We start from the raw sequence: 23,094 nt of genomic DNA on the forward strand, positions 1-23,094 counted from the left end.
CGTGTTCACTTCAAAATCGATGAACTGTCACCCCAGCCGCACGGAGGTCGTCTGATGCCGGACAAGCCGCGCCGCATCGCCCCCAGCCTGGATGACGACGGCGAGTTTCGCCCGCTGCCACCCGGGCGCGCCGAGCGACTGCTCGCGCCGGTGGCCGACCCCGTCGACAGCCTGGCCGAGCCCCCCTCGTCGCCTCCACCGGCCAGTTCGACGCCCCCGCAGGACGATGACCCCATTAACGACCTGACCACGGAGATGACGCCACCGCGCCAGCCCGCCCAGACACCGACGACACCGACCCGCGGCACGGCAGCGCCCAGGATGCGCACCCTGCCACCGGCCCAGCCGGCGCGGGCCATTTACAAGGTGAAGCGCACGGTCCCGGCACCGATCCGCTGGCTGGGCTGGAGCGTGTTGGCCCTGGTACTGGCCAGCCTGGCGCTGATCGCCCCTTGGGCGGTGATCAACCCGCCAACCTCGGCCTTCATGGTCCAGGACGCCCTGGCCAACGAGCGCCCGGTCACCCAGCAATGGGTCGATGCCGATGCCATCGCCGACACCGCCTTCGCCGCGGTCATCGCTGCTGAAGATCAGCGATTCCGCCAACATTTCGGGTTCGACGTGGAGTCCATGCGCAAGGCCTGGGAGGCGCATCAACGCGGCGAGGCCCTACGCGGGGCCAGCACCATTACCCAGCAAACCGTGAAGAATCTCTGGCTGACTCCGCATCGCAGTGTCGTCCGCAAGGCGATCGAGGCCTGGCTGACCGTGGTCGCCGAATTGGTCTGGACCAAGGAGCGCACGCTGACGCTGTATCTGAATCTCGCCCAGTTTGGCGATGGCCTGTATGGCATTGAGGCTGCGGCGCAGCACTACTTCGGCAAACCGGCCTCGCAGCTCAGTCGCAGCGATGCCGCCTGGCTGGCCGTGCTACTGCCCGCCCCCACCCGTTACCGCATCGATCCGCCAACGGATTACACGCGCGGCCAGCAGGCCTGGATTCTGAGCCAGATGGCCCCCACGGTCGGTCGCTAGACCCGCACTTTTCGACACATCGCATGGAGTTCGAACCCCGTCGCCTGCCGGGTCACCCCCGCGACATTCGCAATCGCTGGCTGCGCACGGCCTGGTCGCTCATCCGCCGCAAGCTGCTGACGGCCGTGATTGGCTGCCTGCTCTATGGTGCCGCCATCGAACTCATCGACCATCACGGCACCCCAGCGCTGGATGACCCCTGGGGCCTGATCACCTGGCTGACGATGGTGCTGGCGATCTGCGCCACCGCGCCGTGGTTCATGGCGGCCATCATGGGCGTGGCCTACGCTGCGGATCACAGCCGCAATGCCTTTGCGCTGTGGCGCGACCTGTTCCTGGGGTCGTCACGTCGCCTCATCGGCCCGCTATCACTGCGGACCATGCTGATCTACGGCGGCGTGCTCTGCGGTGCGCAGGTGGCCCTGCTGGCGCTCACCGAGTGGCTGCTGGTGCCCGCCGAGCCGGAGCAGTCACCACCCGTGCTCTGGGAGCCGTCTGGCCCCATTGCCTGGCTGCTCATCGGCTGCGCCGAGCATGTCTGGTATGCGGTACTGGCGTCGCCGCTCGCGGTGGCCCTGGCCGAGTTGTTCGCCATTCCTGTGCTGATGCGCACCGAGTCCGACCGGGTGCAGGCGATCAGGCTGTCGGCCCTGGGCGTGCAGCGCAATCTCGGGCCCATCCGCCGCTGTTATGTGGGCCTGCCCCTCATGCTGCTGGCTGCGCTGCTGCCGGGGCCCATCACCATTCTGGGGTTCGGGTTTGCGTCGGTGGTGGTGTACGTCGCGTATCGCGAAATCTACGAGGCCCGGGCAGAGAACCTGCCAGAGACCGCGCACAGCGCCGCCTTCGTTCCGGCCGCGCCACCAGGCTAGCTGCATCGGGCAGATGGCCGCATGGGCGTGCGAATTTCGCATAGGCAGTCATGAGACCCGATACCGACCGAGCGCCTCTGTATGCCTGGCGCCAAATCTTCGAAACCTTTGATGCGGTTTGCACCGCAGACTGTCCGGATCAGATGCTGAGGTCGCTGCCCGCCGATTTGGCGACACCCGTGCGAGCCTTGATCAAGGCCGCGCAGCTTGCGCCAGACACCGAGTCACGCGGGCTGCTCATCCGCAGATCACCGCCGACGCGGCCAGCCGCCACGCAGGGTCTGCTGCCGCATCAGCCGCGCCTAAGAATCCGCGGCTGAGCCTGACCCGGATTCCTTGAGGACCACGCGCAACCACGCGCGTGCCTTGATCCAGTCACGGCGTATCGTGCGTTCGGTCAAACCGAGAATCTGCGCGGTCTCGGCATTGGAGAATCCTGCGAAAAAGCGGCATTCGACCACCCGCGCCAACCGAGGCTCCAGGCTATCCAGCTGGGACAGCGCCTCGTCCAGTTCAACCAGTTCGGCATCTTCATCGACACCGACATCGCCCAGGGCGTCCAACGACAGCGCAGGCTGTTTGCCCCCCCGCTTGAGCGCCGTTCGGGCACGGGCTTCGTCGACCAGAACCTGTCGCACGCAGTTGGCGGCGGCAGCCATGAAATCCTCGACACTGGCCCAGCGATGGTCGGTCGCCAATCGCAGGTAGGCGCTGTGCACCAGTTCGGTGGTCTGGGGATTAGCCGCCCCCGGCCAGCGCCGTAGCTCCCGGCGTGCGGTGTGCTTGAGCCGGCTGTAACACAGCTCCACCAGCGCATCAGTTTGAATCGCGTGTTCCACGGCCATCCGTCGCGTTGAACCCCGGGCTCATCCTAGCGTCCCTGCACCCCGACACCGGAACTGGGTCTCATCCTAAGGCCCAGGCCCTGGTCGCTTTGAGCATCAGCGCACAGTCCAGATCAGCATGAGCGTGGGATCGGCCAGCTCAGCGTCGCCACCGCTGCGGCGCTCGCGCAAGTCGGCGACCAGTTCCAGTGAGGGCCGGGCGCTTGGCGAGAAATAGCCCCCTAAATGCCGAGGCGTCCAGCGCAGGCGGCCGTTCGCATGGGATTCGGTCACCGAAGCCTGCGCCCAGACCTGGTCGCGATAGGCGCGGTCCACCCCAACTTCAAGATGAACGTCCGACCACAGGGTGTCGGCGATGGCCTGAACCCCCGCATGTACGGCCATGTTGTGTCCGGCCGCCAGGTCATAATTCGACGCGGTGGTCCACGCCCGCAGCCGCAGGCGACGCCACGGCAACTCGGCAGACAGGTTCACAATGCCGGCCCGGGTGAGCGACCGGGTCTGATGCCTGCGTGTCTGCTGGTGAAACCATTCGGTATTGAGGTTGAGCAGCACCCGGCCCAGCTGCTGCCCCATGCCCAGGCGCAGACGTGTTTCGGTTTGTTGCCTCCAGCCCACCGCCACGCCGGCCGGCGCGCGATCCAGATGCTCCAGTTCGACACGCAGGCTGCGCCCACCGCGACGGATGCCATGCCAGCCCACCCAGCGTCGCTGCGTACGGGTACGCTGCGGTTTGGAACGTTGCTGCACTTGCTCCGCCAAGCCGAGATTGATCTGCCCCCCCGCCCAGGGGCGTTCGACACGCAGCGCGCGACGCTCGCGGTCGCCGGCAAACCAAATATCGGTTGGCAAGGCGTAGTCCTCGCCAAACTGCTGCCAGTCCACCGCAACGCGCCAGACCCCGAACCGCCGCTGCACCGATGTCTGCAGGCTGGCGTCCTGACGCTTGCGATGGTTGAAGGCAGGGCGAGGCGCCAGCGAGTGGTAGTCGATGCGCGAGACCACACTGAGACTGTCATCGCGCCATGCGAAGTCGCCGGCGAGCGATAGGTCAGACACATCGCGCACCCGCGCATCCGGCTGCAGCCACAGCCGATCGGGTTCGCGGGCCTGCGAACGGATACCCGCCTCCCAACCATCGGCCGTCAGGCGAATGGCGGACCCGTTGATATGTTGAATCCACTGCACGCCGATGGGCGGGTTATCCACGGCCTGTGCCGCGCCTGGCAGGGCGACGGATAGGCCAAGCAACAACCGGCGCATGGCGCGAGCAGACAGCCCGAGGCACTTCACCGCACTACCCTGGCCCGCATCTGCAGGGCCGCTGTCACTCAGTCAATTTGAAGTGGCCGCCGGCATCCAGTGATGACCGCAGCCACAGCGCAACGCCGCACAGATTAAGGGATCGGGGCTGAAGAATTCGAGAACTGGCGCGCGATTTAACCCCGTGGACCCCTCCGTTGGTCACGGTCAAAACCACCGGTCGTCGCCCCTGCAGGACGGAGCTGGGCTGACGCGCCGAACAACAGGGCAGGACGCAGGCAAAAAAAACCGGCGGTGGTCGCCACCACCGCCGGAATTAGGGGGAGCGAAGATCACCAAGGTGACCGACGCACGTCCCGACGCGTGTCAGAGACCGGAGGACCTCTGGGAACCACACGCGTCAGGTCATAAAACGCATTCCGTCGACAAAACCGGACATCCGCCCGAAATTTTTATCTGCGCTACCCGGTATTTCGCATGCCGGCTGCGATGCCATTGATCGATCGCAGCAGCGCTTCCTTCCACACCGGCTCGTCCGGGCGCTCCCGACACCGTTCGATCAGCAGGGTCTGGATCGCGTTCAGCGGATCGAGATACGGCCTGCGCCGTTCCAGCGACCGGCCGAGGGCGGGGTCTTCGCCCAGTAACTGCGCCTGCCCGGTGATCCGCAAAATCTCTGTGCAGGCACGGCGGTACTCGGCCTCAATCACCGAGAAAATGGCCTGCGCCTTCGCCTGATCGGGGGCGAGTTCGGCATAGCGGCGGGCAATGTCCATGTCTGCCTTGGTCAAGGCCATCTGCGTGTTGTTCAAAAAGTTGGCGAAGTACGGCCATTGTTCGGCCATCTCCCGCAGCAGGGTCGTGGCATCCGGGTGCTCGGCCTGGAAACGCTCCAGCGCCGTGCCCACACCCAGCCAAGCCGGCAGTGTGTGCCGCGACTGCGCCCAGGCAAACACCCAGGGAATGGCGCGAATCGAATATTTGCCCCGCTCGGCCTTCTTGCGGTGGCTGGGGCGCGAGCCAATGTTTAGCGAGCCGATCTCTGCGACCGGCGTGGCATCGTAGAAATAGTCAAAAAAGCCTTCCGTGTGCTCGGTCAGCTCCCGGTACCAGGCCTCGCCCTCGGCGGCCAGACGCGCCATGGCGTCGAGGTGGGCCTGGGGTGCGTCGTCGGCGTACAGCGCATGCTTGATCACCCCGCTCACCCCCACCGTCAGCTCGTAGACCGCGGTCTCGGGGTTGTTGTAGCGGTAGAAGATCATCTCACCCTGCTCGGTGAACTTGATCCGCCCGTTCACGGTGTCTGGCGGCTGGGCCAGAATCGACGAATGCGTCGGGCCGCCACCGCGACCGACGGTGCCGCCACGGCCGTGGAATAGCAGGCAACCCACGCCCTGCTCACGACAAAGTGTGGTGACTTCGCGCTGGGCGTTATAAAGGTTCCAGCTCGAAGCGAGGATGCCGCCATCCTTGCAGGAATCCGAATACCCCAGCATGACCTCCTGATCCCCGCCAGAGGCCTCGAGCATCTGCCGGTACACCGGGTTGGCCAGCAAGGCCTGCATCACGGGCCGGATGTGGGCCAGATCCTCGATGGTTTCGAACAGCGGCGCGATTCGCATCCGGCAGACCGCGCCATCGGCCTGCCAGCCCGTGAGGCCGTAAACCGACCCCAGCGCCAAGACTTCCATCACATCGCTGGCACTGTGAGCCATGGAGATCACATAGGCGCCGAAAGTCTCCTCACCAAAGACATTCTGCGCCTGGGCCATCATCTGGATCGGCGCCAGTACCTGACGCACCGACTCGCTGAAGAATTCCAGCGGTGGTGGTGACGGCGGGTTCTCGACGATCCGGGTGAGCAATTCCATGCGCTGCGGCTCGTCCAGCGCGGCGTAGTCTTCGCAGCGTCCCGCCTCGCGCAGCAGGTCGGCCACCGCCTCCTCATGGCGCGGCGACTCCTGGCGCAGGTCCAACCGGGCCAGCGAGAATCCGAAGGCCTCGGCGGCGAAGATCAGATCCTTGAGCCGGCGATTGGCGATGTTGTCGTCGCCGTGGCTGCACAGCGACTGATGAATCAGCCGCAGGTCATCAATGAAATCGGCCACCGAGGCATAGCCGCCCGAAGCACGGCGAGACCGCTGGGCGCGGTTTTCCAGTTCGACCTGGACCTGCTCGACCATGGCCGTCAGCCGTTCGCGCATCAGGTAGAGCTTGCGACGGTACGGCTCCTGGGCAAAGCGCTCAGGCAAGGCGCCGGTCCGGTTGAGGTACTCGGCCTCATCCTCGGCCAGCGAGGCTTCGAAGGCGGGGGTGGGCGCACACCAGCGCCGTGAATGCGACAGCTCATCGGCCAGCACATCGGTTTGACGCAGGTAATAGGTGAGCACCTCACGAATCTGCATGCGCAACGCATACCAGGAGGTATTCACTGTCACGAAGGGGTTGCCGTCGCGGTCTCCGCCCACCCAGGAACCAAAGCGTAGAAAAGCCGGAAAGCGAATACGTTGCTCGTAGCTGCGACCGAGGGCGCGCTCCAGGTTGCGACAAAGCACCGGCACGGCCTGGATGATCGACTGGTTGAAATAGTGCAGCGTGTTGCGGATTTCGTCCTCCGCCGTCGGCCGCTGCCCACGCAGTTCCTCGGTCTTCCACAGCGTCTGGATCTCGCGGCCAATGGCCTCGACGATCTCGGACGACTCGCCATCCTCCAGCCGCTCGTTGAGGACGAAAATGCGCCGCAGCGCCTCCATGACCGTGCGACTCTTGGCCTCGGTGGGGTGCGCGGTGAACACGGGGTTGTAGCGCATGCGCCCCAGCAGCTCGGACATGGCCGTGGCGTCCAGCCCGGATTCCACGGCCGAAGCCAGCGCATCATCAAAAGACCCCACCCACAGCCGGCCACCCTGGGCCACCTGCTGGCGCCGCGCCCGGTGCTGGTACAGCTCGTCGGCGATGTTCACCAACTGGAAGTAAATTGTGAACGCGCGGACCACCTGCATCAGGGTCTCGGCATCCAGGGCGCGGATCATGCGATCCAGGCCCTCCAGGCCGTCCCGCTCGCCGTTTCGTAGCGCGATAAAGCCGGTACGCAGCTCCTCGACCACTTCGAACACCCCGGGCCGGGCGTGCCGGGCAATGACCTGCCCCAGGAGCTTGCCCAGCAGCTTGACGCGGGCACGCAGGGCGAAGTCTTCAGGGTCCATGGCAAGTTCGTTCATCAGCGCAGGGTCTCCAGAGCAGCTCCAGGGTCTTCTTCACCAGCCTGCGGTTGCACGCCGGCAGCCTGACCGGTGGTGGTCGGTTCGTCGTGGGCGATCTGCACGGCGCGACGCGCTAATGTCTCGATCAACCCCCAATCCTTGCGCGCCAGGGCATCGGCTGGCGCCATCCAGGTGCCGCCGACGCAGGCCACATTGGGCAGCGCCAGATAACGCGGCAGGTCCTCTTCGCGAATACCGCCGGTGGGGCAGAACACGGCATCGGGGATGGGTCCGGCGATTGCCCGCAAGAAATCCGAGCCGCCCGCCAGCTTGGCGGGAAACAGCTTCATGGCGTGAAAACCCAGCTCGTAGGCCGTCATCACTTCGGTCGGCGTCATCACGCCAGGCAGCAGTGGAATCGGGTGCTCGATTGCACGTAGCGAGGGCGGCAGCCCCGGCGAGACCGCAAAACTGGCACCGGCATCCCAGGCCGCGCGGATATCAGCGTCGCTGCGCACGGTCCCCACGCCCACCCGGGCATCCGGCACCTGACGCGCAATCCGTTCGATGGCCGTCAACGCCGCTGGCGTGCGCAGCGTGATCTCCAGATTGGGCAGCCCCCCGCTGACCAGCGCCTCGGCCAGCGGTACGGCGTCGTCCGGCGACTCAATGACCAGCACCGGAATCACCGGTGCCGCGTGCAACAACTCCATGAGTGTCATCGCGAACTCCTCGAATCAGAACAGGCTGGCGGCACCGGCCTCGGCGCCGTTATTGGCCGCACGCAACGCGGAGAACAACTCGCGTCCGTAACCGGGCGGGCTGGTCGGCACCGCCGCGACCTCACGCATGGCCCAAACCGACGCGGAGACCTGCGCTTCCAAGGTGCCGCGCTCACCGTCCAGGCGAATCACATCGCCGTCTCGCACCTTGCCCAACGGTCCGCCGTCGGCCACCTCCGGGGTGACATGGATGGCGGCCGGCACCTTGCCGGATGCGCCTGACATGCGCCCGTCGGTGACCAGCGCCACCTTGAAGCCGCGATCCTGCAAGACACCGAGCTGCGGGGTGAGCTTGTGCAGTTCCGGCATGCCGTTGGCTTTGGGCCCCTGACCGCGTACCACCGCGACCAGGTCATGGTTCATGCGCCCGGCCTGGAATGCGTCGATCAGCGCCTGCTGATCCTCGAAGACCATGGCCGGCGCTTCGATGACGCGGTGCTCCGGCTTAACCGCCGATACCTTGATCACTCCACGGCCGAGATTGCCATCAAGCACGCGTAGCCCACCCGTGGGCGCGAAGGGGTTGTCCAGACCGCGCAGCACATCGGTGTCACCGCTTTGAGCCGGCGCGTCCACCCATTCGACACGACCATCCTCTGCCAGTCTCGGTTCGCGGGTATAGGCCGACAGGCCGGAGCCGACGACGGTCTCGACATCTGGGTGCAGCAGCCCGCCGCGCAGCAACTCGGCCATAAGAAAACCCATGCCGCCGGCGGCGTGAAAGTGGTTCACATCCGCGCTGCCATTGGGGTAGATCTTCGCCAGCGACGGGGTCACCGCCGACAAGGCGCCGAAGTCATCCCAGGTAACGATCAGCCCGGCAGCCCGTGCCATCGCCACCAGATGCAGGGTGTGATTCGTTGAACCACCCGTGGCCAGCAGCCCCACGATGGCGTTGACGAAGGCGCGCGCGTCGAGCATGTCACCGATCCCGCGCTCGGCCGCATGGGCCAGCCGACCACATTGCCGCGCCGCCTCGGCGGTCAGCGCATCGCGCAGGGGCGTATTCGGGTTCACGAAGGCGGTGCCCGGCAGGTGAAGGCCCATGACCTCCATCAACATCTGGTTGGAGTTGGCCGTTCCGTAGAACGTGCAGGTGCCGGGACCATGATAGGCCCGTGATTCCGCCTCCAGCAGCTCGGCCCGACCGATCTTGCCCTCGGCAAACTGCTGGCGAATACGCGCTTTTTCATCATTCGCCAGCCCGGAGGTCATGGGCCCGGCCGGCACGAACACCGTGGGCAGATGACCGTAGCTCAGCGCGCCGATGACCAGCCCGGGAACGATTTTGTCGCAAACACCCAGCGCCAACGTGCCGTCAAACATATCGTGGGACAGCGCGATGGCGGTGGCCATGGCAATGACGTCGCGGGACAACAGGCTGAGCTCCATCCCCGGCTGGCCTTGGGTGACGCCATCGCACATGGCGGGCACGCCCCCGGCGAACTGGGCCGTGGCCGTCACTTCGCGCGCAGCGGCCTTGATCAGCTCGGGATAGGCGCCCAGGGGCTGGTGCGCGGACAACATGTCGTTATAGGCCGAAACAATGGCCAGATTGGGCCACTGCAGCCCCGCCAAAGGGGGCTGGTCCGAGCCGGCCGCTGCAAATCCATGTGCCAGATTCGTGCAGGACAGGCGCCCGCGAGCCCGGCCCTGTGCCCGCGCGGCACCAAGTTGTTCTAGATAGCCTGCCCGCAAATCCTGGCTGCGAGACTCGATCCGTGCCGTGACTTCCGCCACGGTCGGGTGTAGCGGTTCAACCATGCGTTGCTCCTTGCTGCACCGGATGTTTGGCGGCGCCGGCAGGCACCGCGCACACCCCCCGGTCTACCCGGCGAGGTGTCCGTTCAACCACACCACACTCATCCGACCTTGTCACGCGCCGGTCAAGGCCGGGTGCTTGAATCACCGGCGGGCAGCGGTGGTAACGTGCTGTGGCGTAGATCATGCAAACAACGCGCCGGAGACCCCAGCTGCTCCGGCGGCGTCAAAGGAGGCGCAACAATGCGCGGCGACACGTTCGACATGGTGATTTTCGGCGGCGCGGGCGACCTGGCCACGCGCAAGCTCATCCCCGCGTTGTACTACCTGAACAAGGACGGCCAGATTCAGGGCAGCAGCCGGATTCTCTGCACCGGACGCTCGGCAATGGACCAGGCCGCCATGCGCGACCATGCGGCTGGCGCCTGCCGACAGTATGTCCGTGACAGCGATCTCGACGACGCGGCACTGCGCGCGTTTTTGGAGCGCTTGGACTACGTCAAGCTCAGCGCCGATGACGCGGGCGATTTCGCCCAGCTCGCCGACCAGCTGAATCGGCAGGACCCGGACCGCTGCCGGGTGTTCTTTCTGGCCACCGCCCCGAAGCTGTTTGCGACCATTTGTGAAGGGCTGGCTGGCGCCGGGCTGAACACGCCCCAGGCGCGCGTCGTGTTGGAAAAACCGCTGGGGAGCGACCTGCAGTCAGCGACCGAGATCAACCAGCGTGTCGGCGCGGTGTTTAGCGAAGACCAGGTCTTCCGGATCGACCACTACCTGGGCAAGGAAACCGTCCAGAACCTCATGGCACTGCGCTTCGGCAATGCCTTGTTCGAGCCGCTCTGGCGGCGCACGAATATCAACGATGTGCAGATCACCCTGGCCGAGCAGGTCGGGCTGGAAGGCCGCGCCGGTTACTACGAGCACACCGGCGCCATGCGGGACATGATCCAGAACCATCTGCTGCAGCTGCTCTGCATCGTGGCCATGGAGCCCCCAACGGCCACCGAAGCCAACGCCGTGCGCGATGAAAAGCTCAAGGTCTTGCGGGCGCTCAAACCGCTGTCCGGTCAGGCGGCCATCCGTGACACCGTGCGCGGCCAGTACCGGGCCGGCGCGATTAACGGACAGGCCGTACCCGGCTATCTGGACGAAGACGGCGTCGAGCCCGACAGCCGCACCGAAACCTTTGCGGTCATCAAGGCGCATATCGATACCTGGCGCTGGGCCGGCGTGCCGTTTTTCCTGCGCACCGGCAAGCGGCTGGCAGAGCGCCGAGCGGAGATCGTCATCAACTTCCGCCCGGTCCCGCTCAATATCTTTGGAGCAGACCTCGGCGATCTGCCTGCCAATCGGCTGGTCATCAGGCTGCAGCCAGATGAAGGTGTCAGCCTCAATGTGCTGGCCAAGCAACCCGGTCCGGCGATGCGGCTCAAACCCGTCAGCCTGCGCCTGGACTTCGCGCGAACCTTTAAGGTGCGTCCGCTAGATGCCTATGAACGATTGCTGACAGAGGTGATTCGCGGCAATCTGACATTGTTCATGCGCAACGATGAACTCGAGGCCGCCTGGCGCTGGGTCGACCCCATTCTGGCGGCCTGGAAAGACGACGGTGATCGTCCGCGTGGATACAACGCAGGAAGCTGGGGCCCGTCGTCAGCCGTCTCGCTGCTGGCCCGGGAAGGGTTTGCATGGCACGAGGAGGTGGAGGATGGCCCATGACTGGTTTGAATTTCCCGATAGAGATGCACTGGCCGCAGCGCTAGGCGCGCGCATCGGCGAACGACTCGCGGAAGCGATTGATACCCGCAAGCAGGCCTCGTTGGTGGTTTCGGGTGGTCGTACACCCGTTCGCCTGTTTGGCGCGTTGTCGAAGCTGCCGCTGAACTGGTCCAGCATTCATGTCCTGCCCGCTGATGAGCGCTGGGTCGACGAACAGGAAGCCGCCAGCAACGTTGGGCTGATCCGCCGTGAACTGGTTCGCGACCAGGCGGCCGCCGCGCATGTCATCTCTCTTAAGACGCCGCATACATTGCCGGAATCTGGCCAGATGGTGGCCGAGGCCCGCGTAGCCGAGGTCGGTTTTCCGCTGGATGTCGTGGTCCTCGGCATGGGCAATGACGGCCATACCGCCTCGTTATTTCCCGACGCGCCAGAACTCACCGGCGTGCTGGACAGCGACCACGCCTGCGAGGTGGTCCGCCCGCCCAGCCAGCCCACGGCGCGGATGACGCTAACACCCGTGGCCCTGAACAACGCCCGACATCAGTTTCTGCACATCGAGGGTGATGACAAGCGCGAGACGTTCGAACGTGCCATTGCTGACCGCGATGTCGAGGCGATGCCCGTGCGCACCGTGCTGTTCGATCGCGGGCCCCGTCTGCAGGTTTACTGGTCGCCCTGAGCGCCCTGCCCCGTCCATTGCTCGAACCCGGGATTGCGAACGGCGTTGGGTGTGGGCCGTTCACCAGGTCGTAACGCGGGCTCGTGCGGCACGAGTTGCACATCGTCCATGTCGATGCCCCCCTGCCCGGCCAGCACAATACCCAGCTCGACGCGCCGACCCTGTAGATCAGCGCTCCCGGTGATGACCCGATGCACCGACCAGTCCGTTGTCAGCGCATCGCGCGCCCCATATCCCGGGGCGGAATGCCATTCCTGTCTGCGCGTGCCCGCATATTCCACATGCCAACGTCCACCGGCGGCTTGCCGCGCCAGTGCGCCACGCAACCACCAGCGGGCTTCCAGTTGCGGCGCTGTCCACTCGGACACATCGACGGTCTGAATCAGCACAGCCTCGCCTTCCGGATTCTCGACGGCGTTGCGTAGACGCGCAGCCCAGCCTCCGCCACGGCCCGCCACACGCTCGGCTGTGTATTGGCCGTCAACCGTCTGGCGCAATGTCCAGTGCCGAGGCAGCTCCAGCGTGATGGCCGGGTCCGAAGCTTCCCTGGCTGCCTGGGCGGCTAGCCAAGCGTCGGTTGGATGGACCGGTTCGGCCGGTAAGCTTGAGTGCAATGCGTGATCCTCCGGCTCATCGGCAGCCTGCAGGCCATCAACGACACTCCGTGCCCCAGTCATCTCCCCGTTCTGGGTTGGTGCAAGGCTGACCGGCTCCCGACCGGCATTGCCCTGTGCAAGTTGGCGCAGCCGGGCCAGCAAGGCGTAAGCGATGACCCATCGGGCCTCGCCAACGCTGGCCCATGCGGCATCCTCGTCACCACCGACATTCAGAATGGCCTGGCCATCGGGATGATCCAACCGCAGCCAGGCTGCCGCATGGTCCACACGCAGGTCTGAATACGGCAGTTCAGCGGGTGCGTTGGCCATCAGGTCATCGCGTAAGTCTGACGGCAAAGCCTGCCCGCTGGGCCAGGACAACTCCGTCGGCTCCTCACGGGTCCGGTCGACGAGCGTGATCCATGCCGCTACGGCGACGAAGACTGCGAGAGCGATAGGGCCGACGCGCTGCATTACCGACCTGTTGAGTCAGATGGCCCCGACGCCTGCTCGGCCTGTTGCAAGGCCCACAGATCGGCATAGCGGCCGCCACGCGCCAGCAGCTGGCTGTGATGGCCGGTTTCGACAATACGTCCCTGCTCCAGCACCACGATCCGGTCGGCATCGGCCACGGTGGACAGGCGATGGGCAATGATCACCGTGGTCCGGTCAGCCGCCACGGCGCGCAGGGCGCGGACCACCGATTGCTCGGATTCCGAGTCCAGCGAACTGGTGGCCTCATCGAACAGCAGAATGCCCGGCTGCTTAAGCACCGCGCGCGCAATGGCAACGCGTTGCTTCTCGCCGCCGGACAGCTTGAGCCCCCGTTCGCCGACCTGGGTGTCCAGGCCGTCCGGCAAGCTGGCGACAAAGGCTTCCAGGTGGGCCAGACGCAACACCTCGTCAATCGCCTGCTGGCTCGCCTGGGGATTGCCGTAGGCGATGTTGTAGCCCAGCGTATCGTTGAACAGCACCGCGTCCTGCGGGACCACACCGATATTGCCGCGCAGGCTGGCCTGGCTCAGCCTGCGGACATCATGGCCGGCAACCCGGATGACGCCGGTGTCTACGTCGTAGAAACGGAAGATCAATCGGGCAAGCGTTGACTTGCCGGCACCGCTGGAACCGACCACAGCAACCGTCTCCCCAGCCGCAACCTCCAGACTCACGCCCTGCAAGATGGGCCGGCGACTGTCGTAGCCGAAGTGGACGTCTTCGAAGGCGATGGCGGCTGGAGCGCGGGGTATGTCCACGGCGGGCTCCGGGTCCTGGACCTCCGGCTCGATATCGGTGAGCCGGAACATGCGACCAATATCGGCCAATGCCTGTTTGATCTCGCGGTAGACGAAGCCCAAAAAGTTTAGCGGCACGAACAACTGCAGCATGTAGGCGTTGACCAGCACCAAATCGCCCAGCGTCATCGTGCCCGCGACCACTTGACGACCCGCCAGCACCATCATGACCGTCACGGCGCCACCCACGATCAGCGCCTGACCGAGGTTCAGCGTCGCCAGCGACACGCGGTTCTGGGCCATGGCGGATTCCCACTCACCCAGGCTATCGGCGTAACGGCGAGCTTCGAAGGCCTCATTACCGAAGTATTTGACAGTCTCGAAGTTCAGCAGCGCGTCGATGGCGCGGGTATTGGCACGCGATGCCAGCCGGTTCTGACGACGCACGTAGCCGGTTCGCCATTCGGTCACGACCACGGAAAAGACGATGTAGAGGGTCACGGCCACGGCGATGACTGCGGCATAGGTCCAGGAGTAGCCCACCAGCAGAATGCCGGCGACCAGGCCGATCTCGATCAGCGTGGGCACGATGTTGAATGCCATGAACCGCAGCAGGAACCGGATGCCCGCGACGCCACGCTCGATGTCCCGCGACAATCCGCCCGTGCGCCGCGCCAGATGAAAGCCCAGATCCAGCCGATTGAGGTGATCAAAAACCTCCAGCGCCACGCGGCTCATCGCGCGCTCGGTCACCCGGCCAAAGACCACATCGCGCAACTCACCAAACGCCACGGTGGCAAAGCGTAACGCGCCGTATGCCAACAACAGGGCCAACGGCAACACGATGACGGTCTGCTCCGCGACATCCAGTGCATCGACGATGTGTTTGAGTACGACGGGCAAGGCCACCGTTGCTGCCTTGGCCGCGATCAGGCACAGGGTGGCCAGCAAAACACGGCCACGAAATGTCAGCAGATAAGGCGCGAGCCGCACCACGGCACGCCATTCACCGGGCTCGGGTGGACGCTGATCATCGGCTCCGGCGGTCGATGGCCTCATGCGCGGTCACGCTCTGCGCGGGCATCAGCCACCGAGCACCTGCTCGGCGCGGGTGTCGATGCTGCGCAGCCGTTGCTCCAGTGTCTGACGTTCCTGGGCATCGGCGGTACTCAGAATGGCTTGCTGCATGTACGCCAGCCCGACATCCACATCGCCGGCCAGGTAATGGGTTTCGCCCAGCGCGAACATCAACGCCGCCTGCATGGGCGCGACATCCTCACCGCCCATTTGCAGTTCATCGTAGGCACGCTGCGCGTCTTGGACGGCCGTCAGCGCCGATTGGGCTTGCCCTTGCAGTGACAGGTTCTCGGCCAGGCGCAATTGAGCCCGGACCCGCGCTTCGCCCGTTTGCTCGGCCACCAGGCGGCGCAGGGCGGACTCGGCACGTTGCAGGCGTCTGCGGTTGTCGGCCGGATCAAGCTGGAAGCGCTCGTCAGTGGCGCGCAGCGTTTCGATCTGCGCGAGCAGATCCAGGGTATCGGCGTCCATCACCGTATCGAGCAGCGGCGACAGCGCCAGCCACGCGCCCTCGGCATCCTGCTGCAGGAACAGCACGCGTGCCAGCGTCGTTTGCAGCGCTGCATCATCCGGGTGGCGGGCACGCGCCTGATGCAGCGCCCGCTCGGCATCCGCCGGGCGGCCCAGCATGACGAGGCATTCGGCCTGTCGGCGCAGCGACTGATGCCAGGGCCGTGAGCCTTCGGTGAGCGTCCGGGTCAGACCCTCCAGCCGCGGCAGCCAGTCCGCGCAAAGCTCGGGATTCAGCCGGTAACGCGCGAAGGTTTGCTGCATGCGCAGGTAGGTGTCCGGCAAAGGGTCGCCAGCAACCGATTCGGGAATATCCGCGACACGGTCCCGCTTCGCAGGCAGCTGATTCCCCAGCTGCGGATCAGATCCATTGGGTGAATGCGCCAGCAGCTTGGCGGGGGGAGCCATCGGCGCAGTCGGGGGCGCGGCAGTCACTGCCGGCGCTGTCGGCACTTGCTCGGGCTGAGGCTCGGGCCACCACCACCAAAGCAGCAAGCCGCCACCCAGTACGGCGCAGAGCAAAACAGAGCCGCGCTTCACGAAGAATCCATCAGCTGAACTGGTTCAAACCGCCACCGGGGAGTGCGCTGCCGAACATCGGCAGGCATGCGGCACGCGTGAGCCCATGATTGCGCACGCAGGCCGCGGACGTGCGGGCTACCAGACGTGCTCGTGAATCGCGAGAATCGCCTTCAGCACGTCACGGCGGGAGATGGAACCGATGAGACGGTTGTCATCCATCACCGGATACCGTTTGAACGGCTTTTCCATGAACATCTTGGCGATCTCGATGACGCTGGTGTCGCCTTCCACGGTGATGACGTCAGGGCTCATAAACTCCGACACCTTGCCGCCAGCCTCGCCGTAGTACCCGGCGTGCGTTGCCACGCGCATGCAGTCTTTCTCAGACAACAGGCCAACCAGACGACCCATTTTGTCGACAACCGGTGCGCCCGAAATCCCCTTGTCCAGGAGAATGCGGATGGCTTCCATGACGCTGGTATCGGGTGACAGGGTCACCAGATTCGCCGTCATGTAGTCCTTGGCCTTGATCGAGTGCAGCATCCGCCTCCCCTTGCCTCGTCGTGGTCCGATATTCGCAGTCTAAGCCCGATAGGCCCGTGATGCATCGTGGGCCGGCGCGCTGAACTCGGCCTCACACTTGGTCTTGCAGGCGCAGTCGATGCCGTCGATCTTGTTCAGACCGCCGCAGGAGCCCTTGATGGGGTCGCGCTTGGCCATCACGCCAACCGACATGGCGGCGACGACGGCCGACATGATCACGAAAGTGACGATAAACATTGCCATGAAGCTTGCTCCTGCCTGAATTCGGAGGACTGTAACGGTTCGGACAGCCCTGAGTATGGACGTTCCGTACTAACCGCCGAAATCGTCCAACATGATGTTCGAACGCTCGACACCGAGGTTCTCCAGCATGTCGATGACCGCAGCATTCATCATCGGTGGTCCGCAGAGGTAGTACTCGCAATCTTCCGGCGCCGGGTGATCCTTCAGGTAGTTGTCGTGCAGGACCTGATGGATGAACCCGGTGTAACCCTCCCAGTTGTCTTCCGGTTTGGGGTCGGACAGGGCCACATGCCATTCGAAGTTATCGTTCTCTTCGGCCAGCTTGTCGAAATGATCGACGTAGAACATCTCGCGCTTGGAGCGGGCGCCGTACCAGAAGCTCATCTTGCGGTTGCTGCCAAGACGCTTGAGCTGGTCAAAGATATGGCTGCGCATGGGCGCCATACCGGCACCGCCACCGACGAAGACCATTTCGTTCTCGGTCTCGCGAGCGAAGAATTCACCGAATGGACCGGAGATCGTCACCTCATCGCCTGGCTTGAGGCTGAAGATGTACGAACTCATCTGGCCCGGCGGGTAATCCTTGCCCGGAGGCGGCGAAGCGATACGCACGTTGAGCATGATGATGCCGCGCTCTTCCGGGTAGTTCGCCATGGAATACGCGCGAATCACCGGCTCCTTCACCGTTGAGGTGTACTGCCACTGGTTAAAGCGATCCCAGTCTTCGTGGAAACGCTCTTCCACCTCGAAGTCCTTGTAATGCACCGTGTGCGGCGGGGCTTCGATCTGGATGTAACCACCGGCGCGGAAGTCGACGTTCTCGCCTTCCGGCAGCTCCAGCACCAGTTCCTTAATGAACGTGGCCACGTTGTGGTTGGACCGGACCTTGGCCCGCCACTGCTTGACCCCGAACACCTCGTCCGGGACCTGGATCTTCATGTCCTGCTTAACGGTCACCTGGCAGGACAGGCGATCACCGTCGCGGGCCTCACGCTTGGTGATGTGCGATTCCTCGGTCGGCAGGATCGAGCCGCCACCTTCCATCACCTTCACGCGGCACTGCGCGCAGGTGCCACCGCCGCCACAGGCCGAGCCGACGAACAGCTGATTGTCTGCCAGCGCGCCCAGCAACTTGCCGCCCACCGGGGCCTGAACGGTCTTCTCGCCATTGATCTCGATATTGACCGTGCCCGATGCGACGAGCTTCGACTTGGCGAACAGAATCACCATCACCAGGAACAGCACGACGGCGGTGAACAGTCCGACTCCGAGTCCGATTTCAACCATGGTGTTACCTCTACCTGCGGCGAACCGGCCTTATCGACCCGCCCGCGATTGTTGCGTGATGGCGCTTAAAGCTGGATGCCCGAGAACGCCATGAAACCCAGCGCCATCAGACCCGTGGTAATGAACGTGATGCCCAGGCCCTGCAGGCCATCCGGTACATCGGAGTACTTCAGCTTTTCGCGCACGCCGGCCAGCGCCGTGATGGCCAATGCCCAACCGACACCAGAACCCAGCCCGTAGGTCACAGACTCGGCGAAGTTGTAGTCGCGTTCCACCATGAACAGGCTGCCGCCCAGAATGGCGCAGTTCACTGTAATCAACGGGAGGAAGATCCCGAGGGCGTTGTAAAGCGCCGGCACGAACTTATCGAGCGTCATCTCCAGAATCTGCACCGAGGCCGCAATCACGCCGATGTAGCTGATCAGGCCCAGGAACGACAGATCCACCTCCGGCAGACCCGCCCAGGCCAATGCGCCTTCCTTGAGCAGGAACTGATAGATCAGGTTGTTCAGCGGCACGGTAATCGTCTGCACCGCGACCACGGCGGCACCCAGACCAATCGCCGTCGAGATCTTCTTGGACACGGCCAGGAAGGTGCACATGCCCAAGAAGAAGGACAGTGCGAGGTTCTCGACGAAAACCGCCTTGATGAAAATGTTGATCAGGTCGGTCATCACACGACCTCCGTGCGGTGAACTTCATGAATCTGATAATCCGGGTGCTCGACCTGCTCGGTCTTCTTGCTCCGCAGAATCCAGATGAAGATGCCAATAATGAAAAACGCGCTGGGCGGCAACAGCATCATGCCGTTGGCCTCGTACCAGCCACCTTCAGTGGCCAGCGGAAGAATCTGGTAGCCCAGCAGCGAGCCGGAACCGAACAGCTCGCGAATGGTGCCGACCACGATCAGGATCAACGAGTAACCCAGCCCGTTCCCCAGACCATCCAGGAAGGACACGCCTGGCGGGTTCTTCATGGCAAAGGCTTCGGCGCGGCCCATGACGATGCAGTTGGTAATGATCAGTCCAACAAACACCGACAGCTGCTTGCTGATCTCGAAGGCATAGGCCTTGAGAATCTGATCCACCACGATTACCAACGAGGCGATGATCGTCATCTGCACGATAATGCGGATCGACGACGGGATCTGATTGCGAATCATGCTGATCGAGGCGTTGGAACAGGCCACGACGCTGGTCAGGGCCAGGCACATGATCAGAGAGGTCACCAGATTGCTGGTCACCGCCAGCGCAGAGCAGATTCCAAGAATCTGCAGCGCAATCGGGTTGTTATCCAGCAGCGGATCGAGAAGAGCTTTTTTCGGAGATTCTTCAGCCATGATGTGACCTCAAGCGTCTGCGACGCGCTGGATGAAGGGCTTGTAGCCGTCTTCCGACAGCCAGAACTGAACGAGATTGGCGACACCGCGACTGGTCAGCGTGGCGCCCGACAGGCCGTCGACCTGGTACTTGGCGTTCTCGCTGGTGGGGTCAACCGCACCCTTGACCACGGTGGCTCGCGGCTCCCACTCGGGCCCGTAGGCCAGCTTGCCGCGCCACTGCGCCTTCCACTTGGGATTGTCGACTTCACCGCCCAGCCCCGGGGTTTCGGCATGCTCGTAGAACGACAGGCCGACGATGGTCTTGCCGTCTCCTTCCAGCGCCAGGAACCCGTAAAGGGTCGACCAAAGGCCGTAGCCACGCACCGGCAGCACCATGAACCGGATCGAATCGTCGTCGTTGCGGACCAGGAAGACCTGACCGTAGTTCTCACGACGCTTGATGTCGGCCATGTCCTGCTCGGCCGTCAGGTTGATCGACAGCTCCGGATCCTTAGAGGACTTGCGTTGGTCGAACTCCTCGGTGTTCATCTCCGGGGCGTACTCGCCGGTGTCGAAGTTGATCACCCGCGTCTCGAAAGCCGAGAACTGCTCATCGATCGGCCGTGACGGATCCAGCATGCCGACCACCGACAGGATGTTGCGCTTGAAATCCTGCGTCTTGTTCGTGTCCTGAATCGGCCGCAGCGTCACCGCTGCAAACGACACGATCACGGAACAGACCAGACACACGGCCAGCGCGACCACAATCGTGCCGACGGTGCTGTCCTTACCTTGTTGCATCAAACCGGGCATTGCTGGGTCCTCAGGCGGCGTCGGCCACAGCCGTGCGGCGAAGCCGGCGACGGATGTTGGCCTGCATAACGCCATAGTCGATCAGTGGCGCGAAGATGTTGGCGAACAGGATGGCGAGCATGATGCCTTCCGGGAACGCCGGGTTGACCACACGAATCAGCACGGTCATGAAACCGATGAGCGCACCGAAAATCCAGCGGCCGGTGTTGGTATGCGATGCCGACACGGGATCGGTGGCCATGAAGAACATGCCGAAGGCCATACCACCGAGCACGAAGTGCCAGGCCGGAGTGACGGCCATCATCGGGTTCTCGCCACCGATGGCATTGAACAGCCAGGCGGTCAGCACCATACCCACCGCAACACCGGCGGGAATCCGCCAGTTGGCCACGCCGGTCAGCATCAGGAACCCGCCACCGACGATGCACAGCAGCGCCGAGGTCGAGCCCACCGAACCCTGGATCGTGCCGATGAAGGCATCCATCCAGGTAATCCCGTTGGCTGCCAGGGCTTCCAGACCACCCGTGGCCGCCAGGCCCAGCGGCGTGGCGCCGGAGAAACCATCCACCGCCGTCCAGACCGCATCACCCGACAGCGCAGCGGGATAGGCGAAATACAGGAACGCGCGTCCGGTCAGCGCCGGGTTCAGGAAGTTCTTGCCGGTGCCGCCAAAGACTTCCTTGCCGATCACCACACCGAAAATAATGCCCAGTGACACCATCCACAGCGGCGTTGTCGCCGGCAGGATCAAGGCGTACAGAATCGAGGTGACGAAGAAGCCCTCGTTAACCTCGTGGTTGCGGATCGCCGCGAAGATCACCTCGCAGACACCACCGGACACGAACGTCACGATGTAGATCGGCAGGAAATACCAAAGCCCGTGCCAGAAGTTGTCCCACAGGCTCGTCGGATCGGTGCCGGCAAACAGGTGGATCAACGAACCGCGCCAGCCGGGGATGGTTTCCACGCCCAGATTGGCCATGGCGGTGTTGGCCTGGTAGCCAATGTTCCAGGCACCGAAGGCGGCGCAGGGCAGCACGGCCAACCACACGTAGATCATCACCCGCTTCAGGTCGATGCCGTCCTTGACGTGCGGCGCGCCCCGGGTGAGATCACCCGGCGAGTAGAAGAACGTGTCCACCATCTCGTAGACGGCGTAGTACTTCTCGAACTTCCCGCCCTTGGCAAAGAGCGGGTGCATCTTGTCCAGAAACTCGCGCATCAGCCTTCCACCTCAATCTGTTCCAGGCTGGCCCGCAGATGCGGACCAAAGTCGTACTTGCCGACGCAGACGAACGAGCAAAGCGCCAGATCCTCCTCGTCCAGCTCCAGGCAGCCGAGTTGCTGGGCCGAATCGGTGTCGCGCACGACAATGGCGCGCAGCAGCTGGGTGGCCAGCACATCCAGCGGCATCACCTTCTCGTAGTTGCCAATCGGCACCATGGCGCGCGGGCTGCCGTTCTCGGCGGTGGAAAACGCGAAACGCCGCGAACCGCGCTGCAGCGCCGAGAAGAACACGTTCATTACCGAGAACTTGTCGCCACCCGGGCGCACCCAGCCGAACAGCTGGCGCTTGCGGGCCTCGGCCACAAAGGTGATCTGCGTATGGAAGCGCCCCAGATAGGCGGCCCAGCCGCTGGCCCGGCGACCATTCCAGACGGAGCCACTAATCGGGCGGCAGTCCACATCCTCGATGGTTTCCGGTTCGATGATGGCTTCGACGCAGGCACCCAGGCGCGTGCGAATCAGACGCGGCTTGGCAACCGGTGGGCCGGCAATGGCCACGACGCGATCGGTGTATAGACGCCCCTCGGTGAACAGCTTGCCGATGGCAATGACATCCTGGTAGCCCACATGCCAGACCGTGCGGCCAACACCCGCCGGGTCCAAGTAGTGAATATGCGTGCCCGGCAATCCGGACGGATGCGGCCCTTCAAAGGTCGCGGTCTGCACCTGCGCATCGTCGGAATGCGGCAGCGTCACGCCAGGACGCTGGCAGACGAAGACCGGGCCATCCGTCAGGCGCTTGAGCACGGCCAAGCCGTTATTAAAGGCTTCGGACTGCTCGGCAATGATGACTGCCGGGTCAGCCGCCAGCGGATTGGAATCCATGGCGGTAACAAAAATCGAACGTGGCGACGAGCCAACGGCTGGCGACTTGCTGTACGGCCGCGTGCGAAACGCCGTCCAAAGCCCGGACTGCACCAGCTGGTCACGCACGGCGTCACCTTCCAGCGTCCCCAGCTCAGCCGCGGAATACGCATTGAACTCGACGGCATCATTGCCTTCGATGCGAATCACCACCGACTGCAGCACACGCTTGTTGCCGCGGTTGATGGCCTCAACCACCCCGCCGGCAGGCGCGGTGAACAGCACGCCTGGATTTTTCTTGTCCTCGAACAGCGGCTGTCCGCAGGCGACGGTCTCGCCTTCGGTCACGAGCATCGTCGGCTTCATCCCGACGTAGTCATGGCCAATCACGGCGACGCGCTGGATCTCGGGCCCGTCATGGATCACCTGCTCAGGTGCCCCGTCGATGGGAAGATCCAACCCTTTCTTGAGTTTGAAGTGTCGTGTCACGTGTTTTCCCGGCGTGTGTCGGCCTAGCCCGCGCGCAAAGTGAGTTCGGCGCATGACTGGCTGGCGGACCGTGGCGGCGTCAAAGACGCAGAATCAAGAGTTGCCCCGCACACAGCGATCGCGCGGCGTGTCGAGCGACGCGGGAGTATATCACCGCCGACCCCGGCCTTTGCAGGGGTTGTCCATCAAACCTGCATGAAGGGCCGGC

General features: G+C 64.1%; 21 protein-coding genes. 5 read left to right on the plus strand and 16 right to left on the minus strand.

Going from position 1 to position 23,094, the window contains the following annotated elements; genetic code table 11:
- Positions 1-54 precede the first annotated feature (54 nt).
- From mtgA to DEH80_RS01315, 3 genes are read left to right on the plus strand one after another with little or no spacing between them, the layout of a single operon-like run.
- Positions 55-1,035 (plus strand): monofunctional biosynthetic peptidoglycan transglycosylase, encoded by a 981-nt coding sequence (gene mtgA / locus DEH80_RS01305; RefSeq protein WP_109718660.1) that lies wholly within the window; start codon positions 55-57, stop codon positions 1,033-1,035.
- A gap of 23 nt (positions 1,036-1,058) precedes the next feature.
- On the plus strand, positions 1,059-1,907 hold the full coding sequence (locus DEH80_RS01310) for a hypothetical protein (protein WP_109718661.1): 849 nt from the start codon (positions 1,059-1,061) through the stop codon (positions 1,905-1,907).
- 50 nt (positions 1,908-1,957) lie between these two features.
- Positions 1,958-2,227, plus strand: a complete 270-nt coding sequence (locus DEH80_RS01315; RefSeq protein WP_109718662.1) for a hypothetical protein — start codon at positions 1,958-1,960, stop codon at positions 2,225-2,227.
- On the opposite strand, the gene DEH80_RS01320 is transcribed toward DEH80_RS01315, so the two are convergent.
- From DEH80_RS01320 to edd, 5 genes are all read right to left on the minus strand, one after another.
- Entirely contained in the window at positions 2,210-2,746 is a 537-nt protein-coding gene (locus DEH80_RS01320; RefSeq protein WP_165831226.1) for an ECF-type sigma factor, read from the minus strand. The two genes, DEH80_RS01315 and DEH80_RS01320, sit on opposite strands and share 18 nt — an antisense overlap.
- A 102-nt stretch (positions 2,747-2,848) precedes the next feature.
- The gene (locus DEH80_RS01325; protein WP_133249074.1) at positions 2,849-4,045 is read right to left on the minus strand and encodes a hypothetical protein; all 1,197 of its coding nucleotides are present in this window, start codon (positions 4,043-4,045) and stop codon (positions 2,849-2,851) included.
- Between the two features lie 431 nt (positions 4,046-4,476).
- On the minus strand, positions 4,477-7,236 hold the full coding sequence (ppc, locus tag DEH80_RS01330) for a phosphoenolpyruvate carboxylase (RefSeq protein ID WP_109718665.1): 2,760 nt from the start codon (positions 7,234-7,236) through the stop codon (positions 4,477-4,479).
- Complete coding sequence (gene eda, locus DEH80_RS01335; protein WP_109718666.1) at positions 7,236-7,940, minus strand: bifunctional 4-hydroxy-2-oxoglutarate aldolase/2-dehydro-3-deoxy-phosphogluconate aldolase; 705 nt, start codon at positions 7,938-7,940, stop codon at positions 7,236-7,238. Before eda ends, ppc begins: the two co-directional genes overlap by 1 nt.
- Positions 7,941-7,955: 15 nt before the next feature.
- Positions 7,956-9,764, minus strand: coding sequence for a phosphogluconate dehydratase (edd, locus tag DEH80_RS01340; protein ID WP_109718667.1), 1,809 nt, complete (start codon positions 9,762-9,764; stop codon positions 7,956-7,958).
- 240 nt (positions 9,765-10,004) lie between these two features.
- Between edd and zwf the strand changes: the two genes are divergently transcribed.
- Both zwf and pgl read left to right on the plus strand, forming a co-directional pair.
- Positions 10,005-11,480: a glucose-6-phosphate dehydrogenase gene (gene zwf / locus DEH80_RS01345; RefSeq protein ID WP_109718668.1), complete on the plus strand. Its 1,476-nt coding sequence runs from the start codon at positions 10,005-10,007 to the stop codon at positions 11,478-11,480.
- Entirely contained in the window at positions 11,470-12,162 is a 693-nt protein-coding gene (gene pgl / locus DEH80_RS01350) for a 6-phosphogluconolactonase (protein ID WP_109718669.1), read from the plus strand. The genes zwf and pgl overlap by 11 nt, the downstream gene beginning before the upstream one ends.
- On the opposite strand, the gene DEH80_RS01355 is transcribed toward pgl, so the two are convergent.
- From DEH80_RS01355 to DEH80_RS01405, 11 genes are all read right to left on the minus strand, one after another.
- Positions 12,147-13,232: a hypothetical protein gene (locus tag DEH80_RS01355; protein ID WP_109718670.1), complete on the minus strand. Its 1,086-nt coding sequence runs from the start codon at positions 13,230-13,232 to the stop codon at positions 12,147-12,149. The genes pgl and DEH80_RS01355 overlap by 16 nt on opposite strands.
- On the minus strand, positions 13,232-15,049 hold the full coding sequence (locus tag DEH80_RS01360; protein WP_109718671.1) for an ABCB family ABC transporter ATP-binding protein/permease: 1,818 nt from the start codon (positions 15,047-15,049) through the stop codon (positions 13,232-13,234). Before DEH80_RS01360 ends, DEH80_RS01355 begins: the two co-directional genes overlap by 1 nt.
- 24 nt (positions 15,050-15,073) lie before the next feature.
- Positions 15,074-15,985 carry a tetratricopeptide repeat protein gene (locus tag DEH80_RS01365; RefSeq protein ID WP_109718672.1) on the minus strand — a complete coding sequence of 304 codons (912 nt, stop codon included), beginning with the start codon at positions 15,983-15,985 and terminating at the stop codon, positions 15,074-15,076.
- Between the two features lie 249 nt (positions 15,986-16,234).
- Positions 16,235-16,642, minus strand: a complete 408-nt coding sequence (locus DEH80_RS01370; protein WP_109718673.1) for a CBS domain-containing protein — start codon at positions 16,640-16,642, stop codon at positions 16,235-16,237.
- A 39-nt stretch (positions 16,643-16,681) separates the two neighbouring features.
- Positions 16,682-16,885 (minus strand): (Na+)-NQR maturation NqrM, encoded by a 204-nt coding sequence (gene nqrM / locus DEH80_RS01375; RefSeq protein WP_109718674.1) that lies wholly within the window; start codon positions 16,883-16,885, stop codon positions 16,682-16,684.
- A gap of 69 nt (positions 16,886-16,954) precedes the next feature.
- Complete coding sequence (nqrF, locus tag DEH80_RS01380) at positions 16,955-18,172, minus strand: NADH:ubiquinone reductase (Na(+)-transporting) subunit F (protein ID WP_109718675.1); 1,218 nt, start codon at positions 18,170-18,172, stop codon at positions 16,955-16,957.
- Between the two features lie 65 nt (positions 18,173-18,237).
- On the minus strand, positions 18,238-18,846 hold the full coding sequence (gene nqrE, locus DEH80_RS01385; RefSeq protein ID WP_109718676.1) for an NADH:ubiquinone reductase (Na(+)-transporting) subunit E: 609 nt from the start codon (positions 18,844-18,846) through the stop codon (positions 18,238-18,240).
- Positions 18,846-19,511: an NADH:ubiquinone reductase (Na(+)-transporting) subunit D gene (locus DEH80_RS01390; protein ID WP_109718677.1), complete on the minus strand. Its 666-nt coding sequence runs from the start codon at positions 19,509-19,511 to the stop codon at positions 18,846-18,848. The genes nqrE and DEH80_RS01390 overlap by 1 nt, the downstream gene beginning before the upstream one ends.
- 9 nt (positions 19,512-19,520) lie before the next feature.
- Positions 19,521-20,306 (minus strand): Na(+)-translocating NADH-quinone reductase subunit C, encoded by a 786-nt coding sequence (locus DEH80_RS01395; protein WP_207774375.1) that lies wholly within the window; start codon positions 20,304-20,306, stop codon positions 19,521-19,523.
- A 10-nt stretch (positions 20,307-20,316) separates the two neighbouring features.
- Positions 20,317-21,528, minus strand: coding sequence for an NADH:ubiquinone reductase (Na(+)-transporting) subunit B (locus DEH80_RS01400; RefSeq protein ID WP_109718679.1), 1,212 nt, complete (start codon positions 21,526-21,528; stop codon positions 20,317-20,319).
- Positions 21,528-22,886 (minus strand): Na(+)-translocating NADH-quinone reductase subunit A, encoded by a 1,359-nt coding sequence (locus DEH80_RS01405; protein ID WP_243412722.1) that lies wholly within the window; start codon positions 22,884-22,886, stop codon positions 21,528-21,530. The genes DEH80_RS01400 and DEH80_RS01405 overlap by 1 nt, the downstream gene beginning before the upstream one ends.
- Positions 22,887-23,094 lie beyond the last annotated feature (208 nt).

This window comes from Abyssibacter profundi (assembly GCF_003151135.1).
Classification (GTDB): Bacteria; Pseudomonadota; Gammaproteobacteria; order Nevskiales; family OUC007; genus Abyssibacter; species Abyssibacter profundi.

Bases quoted from the DNA above. Each gene is read 5' to 3' on its own strand.
- mtgA (WP_109718660.1), top strand. From the start codon at position 55: ATGCCGGACAAGCCGCGCCGCATCGCCCCCAGCCTGGATGACGACGGC.
- DEH80_RS01310 (WP_109718661.1), top strand. From the start codon at position 1,059: ATGGAGTTCGAACCCCGTCGCCTGCCGGGTCACCCCCGCGACATTCGC.
- DEH80_RS01315 (WP_109718662.1), top strand. From the start codon at position 1,958: ATGAGACCCGATACCGACCGAGCGCCTCTGTATGCCTGGCGCCAAATC.
- ppc (WP_109718665.1), bottom strand. From the start codon at position 7,236: ATGAACGAACTTGCCATGGACCCTGAAGACTTCGCCCTGCGTGCCCGC.
- eda (WP_109718666.1), bottom strand. From the start codon at position 7,940: ATGACACTCATGGAGTTGTTGCACGCGGCACCGGTGATTCCGGTGCTG.
- edd (WP_109718667.1), bottom strand. From the start codon at position 9,764: ATGGTTGAACCGCTACACCCGACCGTGGCGGAAGTCACGGCACGGATC.
- zwf (WP_109718668.1), top strand. From the start codon at position 10,005: ATGCGCGGCGACACGTTCGACATGGTGATTTTCGGCGGCGCGGGCGAC.
- pgl (WP_109718669.1), top strand. From the start codon at position 11,470: ATGGCCCATGACTGGTTTGAATTTCCCGATAGAGATGCACTGGCCGCA.
- DEH80_RS01355 (WP_109718670.1), bottom strand. From the start codon at position 13,232: ATGCAGCGCGTCGGCCCTATCGCTCTCGCAGTCTTCGTCGCCGTAGCG.
- DEH80_RS01360 (WP_109718671.1), bottom strand. From the start codon at position 15,049: ATGAGGCCATCGACCGCCGGAGCCGATGATCAGCGTCCACCCGAGCCC.
- DEH80_RS01365 (WP_109718672.1), bottom strand. From the start codon at position 15,985: ATGGCTCCCCCCGCCAAGCTGCTGGCGCATTCACCCAATGGATCTGAT.
- DEH80_RS01370 (WP_109718673.1), bottom strand. From the start codon at position 16,642: ATGCTGCACTCGATCAAGGCCAAGGACTACATGACGGCGAATCTGGTG.
- nqrM (WP_109718674.1), bottom strand. From the start codon at position 16,885: ATGGCAATGTTTATCGTCACTTTCGTGATCATGTCGGCCGTCGTCGCC.
- nqrF (WP_109718675.1), bottom strand. From the start codon at position 18,172: ATGGTTGAAATCGGACTCGGAGTCGGACTGTTCACCGCCGTCGTGCTG.
- nqrE (WP_109718676.1), bottom strand. From the start codon at position 18,846: ATGACCGACCTGATCAACATTTTCATCAAGGCGGTTTTCGTCGAGAAC.
- DEH80_RS01390 (WP_109718677.1), bottom strand. From the start codon at position 19,511: ATGGCTGAAGAATCTCCGAAAAAAGCTCTTCTCGATCCGCTGCTGGAT.
- DEH80_RS01395 (WP_207774375.1), bottom strand. From the start codon at position 20,306: ATGCCCGGTTTGATGCAACAAGGTAAGGACAGCACCGTCGGCACGATT.
- DEH80_RS01400 (WP_109718679.1), bottom strand. From the start codon at position 21,528: ATGCGCGAGTTTCTGGACAAGATGCACCCGCTCTTTGCCAAGGGCGGG.